Genomic DNA, 16,681 nt, shown 5'->3' with positions numbered 1-16,681 from the left:
CCCCGGCCGTGGCTGCGGGGCCACGGCGGGCGCGGCTTGCTGCTCGACCGGCGCAGGAGCCGGAGGTGGTGCAGGTGGCGGCGCAACCGCCGTTTGGGCCGGTGTATTGGCCGCGGTCGCGGCCGTCGGCGGAGCCGGCGGCGCAGGAGGCGGCGCGACGGCGGCCGCGGGCGCTTGTACGGCCGCGGGCGCCTGCACGGCTGCGGGCGGCGCAGCAGGAGCGGGGGCTGGGGCCGGAGCAGCCGGCGCTTGCGGGTCGACCGTAGCCTGCTGCGGCGCCGTCTCGTTCTTCTTGGCCTTCTTGGGCTTATTCTGGCCTGTGTTGTCGTAGACGCCGGGGATCTGCACCGTGCCGCGGTCCGGATCGATGCGGATGGTGCGCCCGCCATATTCAAACGTGTACTGCGCCTGCGCGGCAGTGCTCGCCAAAAGGAATGCGGCCGTGGCCAACAGCTTCCTCATTTCCGTCTCCTGAACAGGTGGTCCCCGCACCGACGCTTACGCGCCGGCTCGCTTGCAAAAAGTGATCTAGATCACTGTCGTTGGTGTGAGTCGTCTCCCGGCGGTTCCGGGTTCAATAGGCCCGGAGCCGGTCCAAAGTTTGGCGAGGCAAAGCGACGGAAGGACACGGCCTTATCGAACCAGGCCGGGTAGATCTTCTTGCAGGCGCCGTCTTCCATGGCAATGTGCAGCCACTGGTCGACCGAAAAGCGGACAACTTTTCGGAAGGCAGAAATCGAAGGGAATCCTTGAAGTGACGATCTCGATCTACGAGGCCTCGGTCGGCCTGTTCGTGCCTTATCTGCGCAATCTGTCCGTGCTGCTCGATAAGGGTGTGGCCTACGCCGAGGCCCGCAAGTTCAATCCGGCGATTTTGCTCGGCATGCGCCTTGCGCCGAACATGTATGACCTCGCCCAGCAGGTCGGCGAGGCCTGCCGCCATGCCACGGTCGCGCCGGCCCTGCTGGCGCAGTGCGAGCCGGTGACGCTGCCGGCGCTGGAGCATGACATGGCCGGGCTGCAGGCGCGCATCGCAACGTCCATCGAGTTCATCGAGAGCCTGCCGCGCGCGGAGATCGATGCGGCGGCGGAACGGAGTGTCTTCTTCAAATTGAAGAACGGCACCGAGCTGCCCTTCACCGGCCGGACGCTGCTGCTGACGTTCAGCGTCCCGCAATTCTTCTTTCATGTCACCACCGCCTACGACCTGCTCCGCCACGCCGGCGTCGAGCTGGTGAAGAAGGATTATCTCGGCAGGAAGTGAGGTCTTACGCTTCGCCCTTGCGCTCGTAGTCGGCGAGCGAGCTGCGGCCGGCGATTTCGCTGCGCAGCAGCTCGAAGCGCCTGTTCGCCTCATCTTGTTGGGTGTCGACGAAGCGCACCGCGGCCTCGCTCGTCATGGGACCACTGACCACGGGGGCGGATTGCTCGCCGATGGTCTCGTGGACATAGTACTGGCCGTCATCGCCGCGATGAACCGTCCATTTCAGACGGATCGCGACCATGGGTCCCGGACCAACCTTGCTGTAGCCGTCGGCATCGGTGTGCTCCGGCGCCAGCGGCTGCTCCTCGACCACGGGATGCTCGTCGATCACCGGATGCTCATCCACGATCGGCGGCTCGTCCGACGCGATGTGCTCACGCTCTCCGGCGGCCACGATTTCGGTCTCGGTCTGGCGAATGACGAGAACGGGCTCGGGGTGCTCCAGGATGCTGGCGATGGTCGCCAGCGCGTGGTCGGTCGGGTCGATCTCTGACAAGGGGCGATCCTCCAGCTCGTCGCGCCGGCCAGTCTGTCCCACCGCCGCCGCGTTTCAAGCCCATTACGCGCGTTTGATTAAGGCTGAGTTGGGGCCCGATCTGCACCAAAATGGGACGCTTCCTGGCCTTCCGAAGGCGGGCGAGCGCGCCGCCGACCTTCATAATCTCAGCCCAGCACGTCCTGGTTGATGACGTTTTGCCTGATGGGATCGCCGTCCAGCACGCTCAAAATATTGCGCGCGGTCTGCTCGCTCATGCGGCTCACCGCCTCGACCGTGACGCCGGCGACGTGCGGGGCCATGATGACGTTGGGTAGCGCGAACAGCGCGTTGCTGACCGGCGGCGGCTCCACCTCGAACACGTCGATGCCGGCGCCGGCGAGCTTTCCGGACGTCAGTGCGTCATAGAGCGCCGCTTCCTTCACGATGCCGCCGCGCGCGGTATTGATGAGGTAGGATCTATCCTTCATGCGGCCGATCCTGTCGGCATCGAATAGGCCGACGGTCTCCGGCGTCTTCGGGCAGTGGATGGTGACGAAGTCGGCGTGAGGCAGCGCGGCATCGAGGTCGGTGACCGGCTCGCATCCGGCCGCCTTGATGTCGGCGGCGTCCTTGTAGGGATCGTAGACCTGCACCTTCATCTCGAACGCCAGGCAGCGCTTGGCTGTGCGGCTGCCGATGCGGCCGAAGCCGATGATCAGCACGGTCTTGCCGTAGAGGTCGAACGGCAGCATGCCGAGCCGGTCGGCCCAGGTGCCCTCCTTGACGCAGGAATGCAGCTCCTGCGCGCGCTTGGCCAGCGTCAGCATCATGAACAGCGCCGCCTCCGCAACCGAGGGCGAATTGGCGCTGCCGGCGACCATCAGCGGCACCTTGCGGCGGGAGAGGGCGGGCACGTCGACGGCGTCGTAGCCGACGCCGATGCGGGTCACCACCTTCATGTCGCCGGCCGCCTCGAGCTCGGTCTCGCCGAAAGCGGTGGCGCCCAGCGCCACGCCATGGACCGGCGCATGGCTCTTCAACAAGGCCTCGAAATCCTTCGCCGAGATCAGGTTCGGAAACTCGACGAGCTCAATATCGTCCCGCTGGGTGAGGAGGGCACGTGCCCCTTGCGACAAAGTTTGCGTAACGAAAATCTTCTTCTTGTTGGTCGCCATCGCTCCCCTACCTGCTCGCTTTTCTTGGATCGCGGCGTCACAACACGACGCCGGTCTCCTCATTTAGCAGGTGCATGTTGTTGAGGTCCATCGCCAGGCGCATGGGTGCCCCGTCCTTGGCGCCGGCATTGGGATCGACGCGGCCGCAGACCGGCGTGCCCTCGAGCCCGAAATAGACCAGCGTCTCCATGCCCATCGGTTCGGTGACGTCGAGCACGGTGTCGAAGGTCTCGACCCCGGGCGCCAGATGCGCATGCCACTCCGTGAGATGCTCGGGACGGAGGCCGAGCAGCAGCTTGTCGGTGCGTGGCAGCGCGTTGTAGCGCGCGGCGCGGGCCGGCGGCAGCGGAAAGGCAAGACGATCGGTGAGGCGGATCTGGAGCGTGCCGCCGACATCCTCGAGCCGGCACGGGATGAAGTTCATCGCGGGCGAGCCGATGAAGCCGGCAACGAAGCGCGTCGCCGGCTTGTGGTAGAGCTCGTTCGGCGTGCCGATCTGCTCGATCTTGCCCTTGTTCATGACAACGACGCGATCGGCCAGCGTCATCGCCTCGACCTGGTCGTGGGTGACGTAGACCGTCGTGGTGCGCACCTTCTGGTGCACCTTCTTGATCTCGATCCGCATCTGCACGCGGAGCTTCGCGTCGAGATTGGACAGCGGCTCGTCGAACAGGAAGACCTTGGGATTGCGCACGATGGCGCGGCCCATGGCGACGCGCTGGCGCTGGCCGCCGGAGAGCTGCTTCGGCTTGCGGTCGATCAGATCGGTGATGTCGAGGAGGCGGGCGGCTTCCGTCACCCGCGCCTTGATCTCGGCCTTGGGATAGTGCTTCAGCCGCAGCCCGAACGACATGTTCTCCGCGACCGTCATATGCGGGTAGAGCGCGTAGTTCTGGAACACCATGGCGATGTCGCGGTCCTTCGGCGGCACGTCGTTGACGATGTCGCCGCCGATCATGATGTCGCCGTCGCTGATGTCCTCGAGGCCTGCGATCATGCGCAGCGTGGTCGACTTGCCGCAGCCGGAGGGGCCGACCAGCACAATGAACTCATGGTCGGCGATGTCGAGGTCGATGCCGCGCACGGCTTCGACATCGTCGTAACGCTTGACTACCTTCCGCAAGGAAACGTCGGCCATTTCAGTTCAACCCCTCGCTTTCAACCCTTGGTCGCACCGGCGGTAAGGCCGGCAATGTAGTAGTCCATCAGGAAGGCGTAGATGATGAGCGGCGGCGCGGCTCCGAGCAACGCGCCGGTCATGATCTGTCCCCAATTGAAGACGTCGCCCTTGATCAGCGTGGTGATGATGCCGACCGGCAGAACGAGCTGGTCCGTTGAGGTCGTGAACACGAGTGGATAGAGGAATTGCGCCCAGGATACGGTGAAGGCGAAGATGGTGGCGGCAATCAGCCCGGGCAGCGCGACCGGAATGAAGATCCGCGTCAGTGTCTGAAACCAGGACGCTCCATCGATGATGGCGGCCTCGTCGAGCTCTTTGGGGATCGAGGCGAAGTAGCCGATCATGATCCAGGTGCAGAACGGGACCGTCAGCGTCGGATAGATGAAGAGCAGCACGTACCATCTGTTGATCAGCTGGACTCCCGTCCAGTCGCCGATCAGCGCGAACATCTTGAATAGCGGAATGAACAGCAGGCTGTCGGGGACGAGATAGGTGAGGAATACGCCGGTGGCGAGTGTCGCCGAGCCCCAGAACTTCATGCGCGCCAGCGCGAACGCGGCCGGCACGCTGATCAGCATGGTGAGGGTCACCACGATGATCGAGACCCACGCCGAGTTCCAGAAGAAGCGCAGGAACTGGTTGGACGTCAGCAGCTCGGCATAGTTGTCCAGCGTCGGATGGAACACCCACCAAGGGTTGGTCGCCGCCGAAATCTCGGCGCTGCTCTTCAGCGAGGTGATCAGCATGTAGAGTGGCGGCGTCAGCGAGAAGATCGCAAACAGCACCAGGAAGAAGTAGGACCAGCGCAGCGCCCAGGCGCGGTCGCGGCTCATGCTGCCGTATTTGACGTTGCGGCGCGGTCCGGCCTTGTCGATTGTCATGGTGCTCATCAGGCTTCGTTCCCGCGTTTGTTGACGTCGCGAAGGATGAAGATTGCGGCGACCGCCAGGATCGGCACCATGAACAGCGAGACGCTGGCGCCGAGCGGAATGTCGCTGCCCTCGATGCCGACCCGGAACGCCCATGTCGCAAAGATATGGGTGTGATCCAGCGGGCCTCCCGCGGTCAGGATGCGCACGATGTCGAAATTGGCGAAGGTGACGATGAGGGAGAACAGCGTGGTGATCGCGATGATGTTGCGCATCATCGGCAGCGTCACATACCAGATGCGTTGCCACCAATTGGCGCCGTCGATGGCGGCGGCCTCGTAGAGCTGATCGGGCACCGATTTTAGGGCGGCCAGATACATGATCATGAAGAAGGGCGCGCCATACCAGACGTTGACCAGGATCACGGCGAAACGCGCCCAGGCGGCGTCGCCGGTCCACGGGATGGGCCCAATACCGAAGAATGCAAGTGTGTAATTGAAGGCGCTGTAGGACGGGTCGAACAGCCAGAGCCAGGCAAGCGTGCTCATCGCGGGCGGGATCACCCAGGGCACGAGCAGCATGCCGCGCCATTTGCGCTGGCCCTTGGCCGGAATGTTGTGAACGAAATGCGCGACGACGAATCCGATCAGGGCCTTGAAGACCACGGCCGTGATGGCGAAGATGCAGGATTGCTTGACCACCAGCCAGAATGTGTCGCGCCTGAACAGGAACTCGAAATTGCCGAAGCCTACAAACTTCTGCATCGACTTGTTCAGCGTTGCCAGATGCAGCGAATAGAAGGCCGGATAGACCACGAGCAGCGTGATCAGCAGGATCAGCGGCAGCGTCATCAGGAACGCCACGGTCGATTTCCGCCTCAGGGCGTTGTGCAGGCTTGCACGTTTGTGGGCGCTCGCAGGCCGGGCGACGCCGGGTTGCCGAACTACGGCATCAGCCATGATGCATCTTCCTCGCAGGATCGTTCGCACGGAAGCCGGCGGACCCGGCTTCAGAAATTGAAGCTTGTGGCGGCAGCCAGACCGGGCGGCTCACGTCCAGCGTGAGCCGCCGGTCTCTGTCTCAGCTTCGCATGAAGCCTTCGCACTCACCTTCCGCCCAAGCGAGCGTCGCCTCCATCTTCTCGCCCTGCGCGTAGCGGAGGCACATCTTGGTCAGCGTGGCCTGCGCATAGATCTGCTGGGCGATCTTGGGCGGAGCCGGAGAGGCCGCAATCGACAGCGTCTGGTGATTGTGGGGATTGGGGTAGTGATAAAGGGTGCCCTTCGGCGGCCCTTCCTCCTGCCAGGTCTTCAGCGTCGTCATGTTCGCGTAGGCCGGCAGGTCGTAACCGCCGCTCGCGGCCACGAACTTCTCGATCGATGACGGCTGCGACAGATGCGTGAGCAGGCTCTTCGCCGCTTCCTTGTTCTTGGAGAAGCTCCAGGTCCCCCAGAAATAAGGCAGGTAGGGCGCATAACGGCCTTTCGGACCGGACGGCATGCCGTGGGTCCAGCACTGCTCGGCGACCTGCGGCGCGTCGCGCTTGGCGACCGCCCACGCGCTCGGAGGATTCATGATCAGCGCGCCTTTGCCGGAGATCAGCCACTTATTGTTGGAGGCGTCATCCCAGGCGGCGACGTCGGGCGGCAGGACCGCGATAAGCTTCTTGTAGAATTCGAGCGCCTGGCGAACCGCGTCCGTCTTCACCGTGAGATCGCCCTTGGCATTGACCAGCTCAGCGCCGAACGACTGGAAGATGGCGCCGGCAGTGTCGGTGCTGTCGGTGGTCTCGCCCAGGCCGATGCCGAAGGGCACGCCGCCTTTTTGGCAGGCCTCGGCCGCCTTCAGGAATGTCTCCATGTTCCAGTTGTCGGCCTTGGGCTGGCTGCCGGCCGGATATATTTCCTGGATATCGATATTGGCGAACTTCTTCAGGAGATCGATGCGGGAGCAGGGCCCCTTGATCTGGCTTCCGATTGTTGCGGGCACCGCAAGCCATTTGTTGCCGGCCCGTCCCAGATATTTGACGGTGCCGTTCACGTCGCCGTTCTGCTTGATGATCGGCTCCATGATGTCATTGACTGGCTCGAGCAGTTCGGCATGGGCGTGCGGCCACCATGTCGGCATCGCCAGGACATCGTGGCCTGACTTCGCCGCCGCCTCGGCCGCGATGGTGAGCTCGATCTTCTTGCCCTGGCTTGTGATGTAGTCGATGGAAATCTCGACCTTCTCCTTCGCCGCCCATTCGTTGACGAGCTCGGTCGAGGCCTTGTTGGCGCCCGGCACCCAATGGTCCCAGAAGCCGATCGAGAGCTTGCCGGCGGCGTAAGCGCCCCGGACATAGGGCGCCGAGATCAGCGCCGCGGAGGACATTGCAGTGGCAGCCACAAATTGACGTCGCGTCAGTGTCTTGCGTGACATCTCGTTTCCTCGCTTGGGTGTTGTTGTTGGAGTTTCCTCTGAGACTTCTTTCTTGAGTTCTTGTTGTCGATTTTCTTGTTGGTGCCGTCGGCCCGCGTGGGCAATTCACGCCTGTCGCAGCAAATTGGTAGCGCGATCAGATCATGATTGATCGCGTCTGTCGAGAAAGCCGAACGGCTCCGCGTCCAAAACTCATGTTGTGCCCGGAAAGGTCGCAACGTCTGGCAAGGCGATAGGGCCGCAGGCGCAGCGCACGGTGTTTTTTTGCGACGCACACTTCGCGCCAAACGGCCTCGAACGCTGCCGTGCGCAATTGCGCCTCAGTTTCGCAAGAGGCTCGATAACCGCTTCGCGTGAAAGACCTTTCGGGCGTGGACAGCAATCGGCCGCGTCTGGACCTCGAAGTGGCGGAAAAGATAGAGTTGCGCCTGGCGGCTGATCCTCGCTGACAGGCCAGATCGATGATGGAGACGAGAATGATCAAACCGGCGGCACCAGCGCGGCTTCATCTGCGGCGATGCCTGGCGCTGGGGTCTATGCTCGCGCTGTTGCTCGGGGCCGGCGCGGTGGCGAATGCTCAAGGTCTGGTCAAGGGCGTTCAGGAAGGCGCCGCGGCCGGCAACAAGGCGGCAGGTCCGGTCGGTGGTGTGCTCGGTGGCGCCATCGGCGGCGTGGTCGGCGTCTTCACCGGCGTGCTCGGTGTCGGCAACACCAACACCAGCAATCAGGCGCCGCCGCCCCGGGAGGCCGGCAAGGACGCGGCGAAGGATTCCAAGCAGCAGGGCGGGGCCAAGGACAAGGATGCCAAGAGCGCCAAGGGCAAGAGCGCCAAGGCGACCAAGGAGGCGAAGAACGCGCCGCAGGACAACAAGGGTAAAGACAACAAGGAAGTCACGGTTCTGACCCAGCCCGGTGCGCCGCAGCTGACTGCCGAGCAGATCGTCGCGAACAGCGATTCCTACATCGAGCGGATCAAGAGCGAGCTGAACCTCACGCCGGATCAGGAGAAGCACTGGTACGGCTTCTCAAGCGCGATGCACTACCTCGGGCATAATGGCGCAGAGCGGCTCAACCTGCGGATTGCGCGCGCCAAGCGCGATCCGCCCGACGACATCATCGAGCAGATGCGCAACGAGGCCCAGTTCCTGATCGATCGCGCCGGCGATCAGCGCAACGTCGCCGATGCCGCCGAGCCGCTCTTTTCCAGCCTCGACGACAAGCAGAAGCAGGTGTTCATCCAGGCAATGGTGCGCCTCAGCCACGAGCGCGGACTGGATTGATCAAGTTGAATCGGTTCGGGCGCGTGTGAATTAACGGCGCCCGCCACGAATTCGTGTATCTACAGCGCAATTCGGTTATGCTTAGCTTCGCACGGCTGATTGCGGGGTTGATATGGCGGACGGACTCTCCGTTTTCCTGGTCGAAGACGAGGCGTTGATCCGGATGATGATCGCCGACATGGTGGAGGAACTCGGCCACCACGTCGTTGCGGAAGCAGATAATGTGCGCGACGCCAGCGCCTTTGCCATGACCGCGCAGTACGATCTGGCCATCCTCGACATCAATCTGATGGGCGTCTATGTCGACCCCGTCGCCGATTTGATCGAACGTCGTGGAAAACCGTTTCTGTTCGCCACAGGCTACGGTCCGGAACTGCTGCCGTCCTTGCTCCGGCGCAGGCCGATCCTGCGCAAGCCGATCGCGATGGATCAGCTCAAGGCGATGATCGATTCGATGTTTCCCGAGCCGTCAGCCACTATCCCGAGCTGACCGACCGCGCTTTTGCCGCCTGGCGGGAAGAACTCAACCGCCAGGGCTGCGGCCGTTCCTCAGCACCCTGGCAATGGTATGAGCCGTCATGGCCGCGCGGTCCGAAGCGCGCTGGGCAGCCAGCTGGTCGCGGGCCTTTTCCTCGATCAGGAGCTCGATGAGCGCCAGCCGCTTGTCTTCGCTGTCCGCTTCGCGCAACAGGCGGTGATAGCGGTGATAGTCGAAACCCGAATCCTGCTTACGCATGTCACGCCCCCGCAACTACGCCACACACGGGTAGATTGTTTCTCATCGGGAACACACAGGCAAGCAGAACCTGCGTGGAACCGCAGGTGCGCCGCAAATCAGCTGTGCATGACGGGAACTCGCCGCCTGAGACCGCTACTCAGCCGGAGTTGTGCTCGGCAAACGTCGTCAGGCCGAGGAAGCTCGCATCGGGCTTGATCACGAGCCTGGTCGGGATGTTGCGCAAATAATCCTGGAACCGTCCCTTGGCTTCGAAGCGTGCCCGGAACGCAGAGGCGGCGAGGAACTCGCGGAAGCGCGGCACGATTCCGCCGGCGACATAGACGCCGCCGCGGGCGCCGAAGGTCACCGCGAGATTGCCGGCGACCGAGCCGAGGATGGCGCAAAACATTTCGAGCGTCGCGCGGCTGACCGGACAGCTGTTCTCCAGGGCCGCCTTGGTGATCCCGGCGGCATCGCGATGCGGCACCTGAACGCCGTCGATCTCAGCCAACGCTTCATACAGGTTTTGCAGCCCCGAGCCCGAGAGGGCACCGCGCTCGATCGAGACATGGCCGAGGCGCTGCCGCAAGCAGGCGATCACGCGCTCCTCGCGCTCGTTCTCCGCCGGCAGGGTCGCATGTCCAGCCTCGGTGACGACGGCCAGTCGCGAACCATGGCGGTCGACCAGGCAGGACACACCAAATCCGGTTCCAGGCCCCACGACCAGCAACGGCTCGCCGGCCAAGCCGTCGCCGCCGCCGAGTGGGACCAGGTCGGCAGGCTCCAAGGCGGGCAGGGACCAGGCCACGACCTCGAAATCGTTCAGCACATGGACGCTGTCGAAGCCAAGCGCGGGCTGCAGCTCGTTGCCGTCGATGACCCAGGGACTGTTGGTCATGACGCAGCGATTGTTGGTGACGGGACCAGCCACGGCCAGCACCGCCCGATGGGGCTGCTCGCCGTTGGACCGGCGCGCCAAAACGTCCGCGATGGCTTCACGCACGGTCGGGAAGTCGGCGACCTTGACATAGTCGATCGGTCCGGTCTGACCGCTCGGGCTCAGCGCGAAGCGCGCATTGGTGCCGCCGATATCGGCGAGAAGAATTTTTCCGGTCTTGCCGATATTCATGGCCTCATCGCCGCCACGACCTTCAGGCCCTGGCAGCCCTGTCCTCCGCTGCTTCGACCCGATCCGCCTGGCGCGGGCGGTGCGAGAATCTGCCCTTGGGTGCGCCTAGTCAACACGGACGAGGTCAAACCGTTGCATCGTGGCGGCCAGGGTGACCAATTCGCGCAGCTGCCGCGCGTGCCAGTGGTTGCGAAGCCGCGCGGGAAGGCCGACACTGAGGTGGTCGCCCGGCGCCGTCGCGCCCGGCAAATCGAAATGGGACGGCGATGAAGATTTCCGACCGCGACGTGTTGCTGGTGATCGACGTACAGAACGACTTCTGCACCGGCGGGGCGCTGGCGGTACCAGGGGGCGAGAAGGTCGTGCCCGCCATCAACAGGATCGCCCAAAAATTCGCCAATCTGGTGCTGACCCAGGACTGGCATCCGAGCGACCACGTCTCGTTCGCGCCGAACCATGCCGGCAAGCAGCCGTTCGAGACCATCGAGCTCGACTATGGCCGGCAGGTGCTGTGGCCGACGCATTGCGTGCAAGGCACGGCCGGCGCGGAATTTCATCGCGATCTCCACGTGACACGGGCAAGCCTCGTGGTGCGCAAGGGCTTTCGCCGCGGCATCGATTCCTATTCGGCGTTGTTCGAGAACGACCATCGGACACCGACCGGATTGCTTGGTTATTTGCGCGAACGCGAGCTGAAGACCGTCTTTGTCGCAGGTCTGGCGCTGGACTTCTGCGTCCGCTTCTCGGCGGAAGATGCGCGGAAGGCAGGGTTGGAGGTGGCCGTCATCGAGGATGCCTGTCGCGGCATCGATCTCGACGGCTCGGTCGCGGCGACCCATCGGAGTTTTCGGGACCTCGGCATTGCCGTCGTGAGCCTCGAGGCGTTTCTGTGAGGATGTCGAGGTAGCCATGGTGGACAAGACCGCCAAACCGCCACGCAGGTCAGCCCAGGCTCATGATGATCCACGGCTCTGGCCGTTTGCGGCAGCGCAGCTCGCCATGGATGCCTGCTTCTGGTGGCTGGAGCGGGCACCCGAGCGACAGGATGACAGCAGCCTGCCATGGACGACGCCGAGCCGCGTTGCGTTGGAGCTCCCGACGATGGACTTGCGCGATTGCTCGCGGACCCGGTCCGGCCAGCCGGCGCTGGTCTGCGCGCCCTATGCGCTGCACCGGGCCCTGATCGCCGATTTCGCCCCAGGCCACAGCGTGGTGCAGTCGCTGCAAAACGGCGGCATCGACCGGATCTATCTCACCGACTGGCGGTCAGCGACGCCGGACATGCGCTATCTCTCGATCGACAGCTATCTCGGCGATCTCAACGTCGCCATCGACGAGATCGGCGCGCCGGTCGATCTCGTCGGGCTGTGCCAGGGCGGGTGGCTGTCGCTGCTCTATGCCGCGCGCTTTCCAGGCAAGGTGCGGCGGCTGGTTCTGGTCGGTGCTCCCGTGGACCTGTCGATCGAGTCCTCGCTGGCCCGGCTCGCCCGCAACGCGCCCGAGCTGGTCTATGACCAGCTCGTCGCGCGCGGCGGCGGCAATGTCAGCGGCGAGGAGATGCTGCGCTTCTGGTCCAAAACCCCTGACAACGACGATATCAGGACGGCATTGCAGCGGGATCTCTCGGACGAGCAGGGCTCCGAGCTGCTGGCGCGGTTCGACCGCTGGAACACCGAGACGCTCAACCTGCCGGGCACTTATTATCTCGAGATCGTCAACGCGATCTTCCGGGAGAACCGCATCGCCGAGGGCCGTTTCGTCGCGCTCGGGCGCCCGATCGATCTGAAGGACGTCAAGGCGCCGATCTTCCTGCTCGCCGGCCTCGACGACGATGTAGTGCCAGCGACGCAAGCGCTGGCCACCGCGGGGCTCGTCGGTACGCCACCTGCCTTCGTTGCAGCGGCATCCGAGCCCAGCAACCACCTCGGCCTGTTCATGGGCGCGCGCACCCATGCGCATGCCTGGCCCCGGATCGCCGGGTGGCTGCGCGGCGATCTGCCCGGCGTGCTGGCCCGCAGCGCCTGACCTCGCCGGCACTGGACCGGATGGGGCGCAGATCCGTTATGCATGACGGCGGATGGCCTGCACGGGGCCAGATCGATGGGCTAAATATGACCGGAGCTGACGGCGGTGGCCGCCGGCGAGAGATTTGAGGGTACTGCGCTCGATGACTTTCCACTCGATTTACGCCCACGGATTTGCGCGCGTGGCAGCCTGCGTGACCACCTCCCACGTCGCCGATCCCAGCGCCAACGTGAAGGCCGTGTTGGCGGCGGCCAATGCCTGCCATGAGCAGTCGGTCGCGGTCGCGGTGTTTCCCGAGCTGTGCCTGTCCGGTTATGCGATCGAGGACCTGGTAAAGCAGGATCCGCTGCTTGATGCGGTCGAGCGCGGGCTTGCAAGCGTCGTTGCGGCCTCGGCGGGGCTGATGACGGTCCTGATCGTCGGGGCGCCGCTGCGCTTCGGCAATCGCATCTACAACTGCGCCGTCGTCATTCATCGCGGCAACGTCCTCGGCGTCGTGCCGAAATCTTACTTGCCGACCTATCGCGAGTTCTACGAGGGACGGCATTTCGCCTCCGGCGCCGGCATCGCCGGTGAGACCATCGCCTTTGGCGGCCTGCATGCGCCGTTCGGCGTTGATCTCCTGTTCGCGGCCGAGGACGTTCCGGGCCTCACCATTGGCGTCGAGATCTGCGAGGACATGTGGATCCCGGTGACGCCGGCCTCGGAGCTCGCGCTTGCGGGCGCGAGCGTGCTGATCAACCTCTCGGGCAGCCCGATCACGATCGGCCGGGCGCGCTCGCGCGCGTTGCTGTGCCAATCGACCTCGGCGCGCTGCCTCGCGGCTTACGTTTATTCCGCGGCCGGGGCCGGAGAATCCACCACCGATCTCGCTTGGGACGGTCAGACCTCGATCTACGAGAACGGCGTGCTGCTGGCCGAGGGTGAGCGGTTCCGCCAGGGCGGCCAGATCACGCTGGCTGACGTCGACCTCGACCTGCTCCGGCAGGAGCGCGCGCTGATGGGAACGTTCGACGACAACCGGCGGCAGCGCGAGGCGTTTTTCCGCAAGGTGACATTTGCCCTGAAGCCGCCGGCCGCCGATATCGGCTTCCTGCGCAAGGTCGAGCGCTTTCCATTCGTGCCGAGCGATGAGAGCCTGCTCGAGCAGGACTGCTACGAGGCCTACAACATCCAGGTCGCCGGGCTGGTGCAGCGCATGCGCGCCACCAGTACCAAGCGCGTGGTGATCGGCGTGTCGGGCGGCCTCGATTCCACCCACGCCCTGATCGTCGCCGCCAAGGCGGTCGACCTGCTCGGCCTGCCGCGCGAGAACATCCTGGCCTACACCATGCCGGGCTTTGCCACCGGCAGCGAGAGCAAGACCAACGCGCTCGCGCTGATGAAGGCGTTGCAGACGAGCTGGCAGGAGCTCGACATCCGCACCACGGCGACGCAGATGCTGAAGGATATCGGCCATCCCTTCGGCAAGGGCGAGAAGGTCTACGACGTCACCTTCGAGAACGTGCAGGCCGGCCTGCGCACGGATTATTTGTTTCGGCTCGCCAACCATCACGGCGGCATCGTGATCGGAACCGGCGATCTCTCCGAGCTCGCGCTCGGCTGGTGCACCTATGGTGTCGGCGACCAGATGGCGCATTATAACGTCAACGCCGGCGTGCCGAAGACGCTGATCCAGCATCTGATCCGCTGGGTGATCTCCTCCAAGCAGTTCAGCGACGACGTCAACCGGACGCTTGGCTCGATCCTTGTGGCCGAGATCTCGCCGGAACTCGTGCCCGTCGAGGCCGGCCAGAAGCCGCAGAGCACGGAAGCGTCCGTCGGGCCTTACGAACTGCAGGACTTCAACCTGTTCTATACGCTGCGCTTCGGCATGCGGCCGTCCAAGATCGCCTTCATGGCGCTTCAGGCATGGAAGGACGTTGCCAAGGGCGAATGGCCACCGGCCTTCCCGAGCGATCGGCGCCGGGCCTATGATCTGCCGGAGATCCGCCGCTGGCTCGAAGTGTTCCTGCGCCGCTTCTTCGCCTTCAGCCAGTTCAAGCGCTCGGCCATGCCGAACGGGCCGAAGGTCTCGGCCGGCGGTTCATTGTCGCCGCGTGGCGATTGGCGCGCGCCCTCGGATTCGAGTGCAGCGGCATGGCTCGAGGATCTCGAGCGGAACGTGCCGAACTGATCGGGGCAGCGGATCGGTGGGGATGATCGGATGTCAGCTGGCGATGAAGCGGAAGCGGGTGAGGAGGCCAGGGTCGTCAACGGCCTCTACATCTTCGACATCGAGATGCGGGACGGCAAGCGTGGGCAGGCCAGGGGCGTGGTCGTGCTCAGCGACGGCCGCATCATGGGCGGCGACAGCTACTTCTACTACACCGGCAGCTACACCTTCCGGAACGGCAAGTGGCGGGGCGACATGATCGTCAATCAGCACACCGAGGCGGTCGGCAGGACGCTCGCATTCGGCGGCAGGGAGGTCACCTGCGGCTTTTCCGGCGACTATTTCCCCGGCGGTGCGGAAGTCGAAGGCATGGCGCTGGTCGGCAAGACCAGCGTGACGTTCACGGCGCGACTGACGCTGAAGGATGCGATGTAATGGCGACTTGATTGGCTCACCTCCACGACTGCGTTCCTGCTCAGGAACCTTCGTACGAACAGAACGTTCGCGTTTATTGTTGCGAATTGTCGAGGAGAGGGACCATGCGTCAACATTTGATGTTATCGACTGCGGCCGTCGGGCTCATGCTCGCATCCGGCCTTGCCTATGCCCAGGCGCCCGGTGAGCGCAGGGACGAGCCGAAACGGACCGAGGAGCCGGCCAAGGGCGCTTCTCCGCAGCGCGGTGGTGCGGCTCAAGAACGCGTTCAAGAGCGCGCGCAAGGCGCCCAAGAGCGGCTTCAGGGCGCAGGCCGCGAGGATCGAGGCGGCGCTGCCAAGAGCGAGGTAAGTGACGACAAGCGCCAGCCGGCGACGGCCTCGGAGCGCAATCAACCGAAGGCGAGGGACCAGGCACAAGACTCTCGTGAGCCTTCGCGCGATCGCAACCGGGAGGCCGAGAGCACCAAGCCCGGACGCGATGCGGGCAAGAGCGGTGCGGAAACCAAGCAGGACAAGGCTGCGCAGGACAAGGCTGCGCCGCAGAAATCAACCGCCGAATCCGAGAGATCCAAGACTGGCCCGACGACTGGTCCGGCTGGCCAGCAGAACGAGCGCACCGGAGCTACAGCCAACCAGAACGAGCGCAACCAGGCCCAGCCGCCGCGCAGTGCCGCCGAGCAGCAGCCGCCGGCGCAACAGAGCAACCAGCCGGCCACTGCGACGGATACCAGCCGCGCGGCACCGACCAACAACGCACAGACCGCGCCCGGCTCCACGGGCACGCAGACCAACCAGGCCAATCAGACCACGCAGACCAACACGCAGGTCAACCAGCAGGCCCAGGTGACGACCGAGAGGCAGGTGCGGATCTCCGAAACGGTGAGCCGCGCACGCTTGGCGCAGCCGGAGCGCAATCTGAACATCTCGATCCGGGTCGGCGAGACGATTCCCTCGCGCGTGCGTCTGCATCGGCTGCCGCCCGAGATCGTCTCGATCGAGCCTGCATATCGGGGCTACGAATATTTCACGACGGAAGACGAGGTCATTATCGTGGAGCCGCGCTCGCATCGCATCGTCAGCCAGGTACCCCGCGATCCGTCGCGGGCCCGGGCCCAAATGGGTGGCAGCACCTCCTCGTCGTCAGGCATGGCGGCGGCCGGCGGAAACAACATGGTGAACTGCCAGATCATGCGACGTGATGCCTCCGGCAACGTCGCTCAGGCCGAGCCGACCACCGTGGGCTCGACTGCGCGCACCGATTCCCTGAGCGTGATCGTCCAGATGCCTGGCGGCGGCTCGTCCACGCCGATCGCTCTCGGCGCTCCCGCGGGCAACATCGTGGTCGCGACGCAAGGGCAGGGCGATTGCACGGTGACGCTGGAGCCGCAGACACGCTAAGCGCCGAAACAAAGAGGCTCTGAAACGACAACGCGCCGCCCGGATGCCCCACCGGACGGCGCGTTGCTGCGTTCAATCTAAAAAGTTTCGAGGTCCGGAGTGCCTAGGAGTCCGGACCTCGTCACCTTGCCCCAGCCTTCAATCCCCCGCCC

General features: G+C 64.5%; 16 protein-coding genes and 1 pseudogene. 8 read left to right on the top strand and 9 right to left on the bottom strand.

Going from position 1 to position 16,681, the window contains the following annotated elements:
* Positions 1 to 462, bottom strand: a pseudogene (locus I6F33_RS36940) (DUF2147 domain-containing protein); the annotation flags it as partial.
* Between the two features lie 304 nt (positions 463 to 766).
* Here I6F33_RS36940 and I6F33_RS36935 point away from each other — a divergent pair.
* The gene (locus I6F33_RS36935) at positions 767 to 1,264 is read left to right on the top strand and encodes a DUF1993 domain-containing protein (protein ID WP_225145732.1); all 498 of its coding nucleotides are present in this window, start codon (positions 767 to 769) and stop codon (positions 1,262 to 1,264) included.
* A 4-nt stretch (positions 1,265 to 1,268) separates the two neighbouring features.
* Here the strand turns inward: I6F33_RS36935 and I6F33_RS36930 are convergent, their stop codons facing one another.
* From I6F33_RS36930 to I6F33_RS36905, 6 genes are all read right to left on the bottom strand, one after another.
* On the bottom strand, positions 1,269 to 1,760 hold the full coding sequence (locus I6F33_RS36930; protein WP_225145731.1) for a hypothetical protein: 492 nt from the start codon (positions 1,758 to 1,760) through the stop codon (positions 1,269 to 1,271).
* A 167-nt stretch (positions 1,761 to 1,927) separates the two neighbouring features.
* The gene (locus I6F33_RS36925) at positions 1,928 to 2,917 is read right to left on the bottom strand and encodes a hydroxyacid dehydrogenase (RefSeq protein ID WP_225145730.1); all 990 of its coding nucleotides are present in this window, start codon (positions 2,915 to 2,917) and stop codon (positions 1,928 to 1,930) included.
* A gap of 37 nt (positions 2,918 to 2,954) precedes the next feature.
* A complete protein-coding gene (locus I6F33_RS36920) occupies positions 2,955 to 4,055 on the bottom strand; it encodes an ABC transporter ATP-binding protein (RefSeq protein ID WP_036028079.1) in 1,101 nt (366 codons plus the stop codon).
* A gap of 20 nt (positions 4,056 to 4,075) precedes the next feature.
* Complete coding sequence (locus I6F33_RS36915; protein ID WP_036012407.1) at positions 4,076 to 4,987, bottom strand: carbohydrate ABC transporter permease; 912 nt, start codon at positions 4,985 to 4,987, stop codon at positions 4,076 to 4,078.
* A complete protein-coding gene (locus I6F33_RS36910; protein ID WP_057029220.1) occupies positions 4,987 to 5,925 on the bottom strand; it encodes a carbohydrate ABC transporter permease in 939 nt (312 codons plus the stop codon). Before I6F33_RS36910 ends, I6F33_RS36915 begins: the two co-directional genes overlap by 1 nt.
* A 121-nt stretch (positions 5,926 to 6,046) precedes the next feature.
* On the bottom strand, positions 6,047 to 7,387 hold the full coding sequence (locus tag I6F33_RS36905) for an ABC transporter substrate-binding protein (protein ID WP_036012401.1): 1,341 nt from the start codon (positions 7,385 to 7,387) through the stop codon (positions 6,047 to 6,049).
* A 476-nt stretch (positions 7,388 to 7,863) separates the two neighbouring features.
* On the opposite strand from I6F33_RS36905, the gene I6F33_RS36900 reads away from it, so the two are divergent.
* Positions 7,864 to 8,667, top strand: a complete 804-nt coding sequence (locus tag I6F33_RS36900) for a Spy/CpxP family protein refolding chaperone (protein ID WP_036012400.1) — start codon at positions 7,864 to 7,866, stop codon at positions 8,665 to 8,667.
* Between the two features lie 112 nt (positions 8,668 to 8,779).
* Entirely contained in the window at positions 8,780 to 9,157 is a 378-nt protein-coding gene (locus I6F33_RS36895) for a response regulator (protein ID WP_036012398.1), read from the top strand.
* Positions 9,158 to 9,190: 33 nt separating this feature from the next.
* On the opposite strand, the gene I6F33_RS36890 is transcribed toward I6F33_RS36895, so the two are convergent.
* Both I6F33_RS36890 and glk read right to left on the bottom strand, forming a co-directional pair.
* Entirely contained in the window at positions 9,191 to 9,403 is a 213-nt protein-coding gene (locus I6F33_RS36890; RefSeq protein ID WP_036012396.1) for a hypothetical protein, read from the bottom strand.
* Positions 9,404 to 9,542: 139 nt separating this feature from the next.
* Entirely contained in the window at positions 9,543 to 10,514 is a 972-nt protein-coding gene (glk, locus tag I6F33_RS36885; RefSeq protein ID WP_225145729.1) for a glucokinase, read from the bottom strand.
* A gap of 266 nt (positions 10,515 to 10,780) precedes the next feature.
* Here glk and pncA point away from each other — a divergent pair, with 266 nt between their 5' ends.
* The 5 genes from pncA (at position 10,781) to I6F33_RS36860 (ending at position 16,529) form a co-directional block, all read left to right on the top strand.
* Entirely contained in the window at positions 10,781 to 11,407 is a 627-nt protein-coding gene (gene pncA, locus I6F33_RS36880; RefSeq protein WP_036028076.1) for a bifunctional nicotinamidase/pyrazinamidase, read from the top strand.
* Positions 11,408 to 11,423: 16 nt separating this feature from the next.
* On the top strand, positions 11,424 to 12,539 hold the full coding sequence (locus I6F33_RS36875; RefSeq protein ID WP_225145728.1) for an alpha/beta fold hydrolase: 1,116 nt from the start codon (positions 11,424 to 11,426) through the stop codon (positions 12,537 to 12,539).
* Positions 12,540 to 12,681: 142 nt separating this feature from the next.
* Positions 12,682 to 14,715 (top strand): NAD(+) synthase, encoded by a 2,034-nt coding sequence (locus I6F33_RS36870; RefSeq protein WP_225145727.1) that lies wholly within the window; start codon positions 12,682 to 12,684, stop codon positions 14,713 to 14,715.
* 30 nt (positions 14,716 to 14,745) lie between these two features.
* Positions 14,746 to 15,129, top strand: coding sequence for a GrlR family regulatory protein (locus I6F33_RS36865; protein WP_036012369.1), 384 nt, complete (start codon positions 14,746 to 14,748; stop codon positions 15,127 to 15,129).
* Positions 15,130 to 15,233: 104 nt separating this feature from the next.
* Positions 15,234 to 16,529: a DUF1236 domain-containing protein gene (locus I6F33_RS36860; RefSeq protein WP_225145726.1), complete on the top strand. Its 1,296-nt coding sequence runs from the start codon at positions 15,234 to 15,236 to the stop codon at positions 16,527 to 16,529.
* The last annotated feature ends 152 nt before the right edge of the window (positions 16,530 to 16,681 follow it).

The organism is Bradyrhizobium sp. BRP20 (genome assembly GCF_020194215.1).
Taxonomy (GTDB): Bacteria; Pseudomonadota; Alphaproteobacteria; order Rhizobiales; family Xanthobacteraceae; genus Bradyrhizobium; species Bradyrhizobium yuanmingense.
The sequence above is the reverse complement of the archived record's forward strand: the minus strand, read 5'-3'. Positions and strand labels throughout refer to the sequence as shown.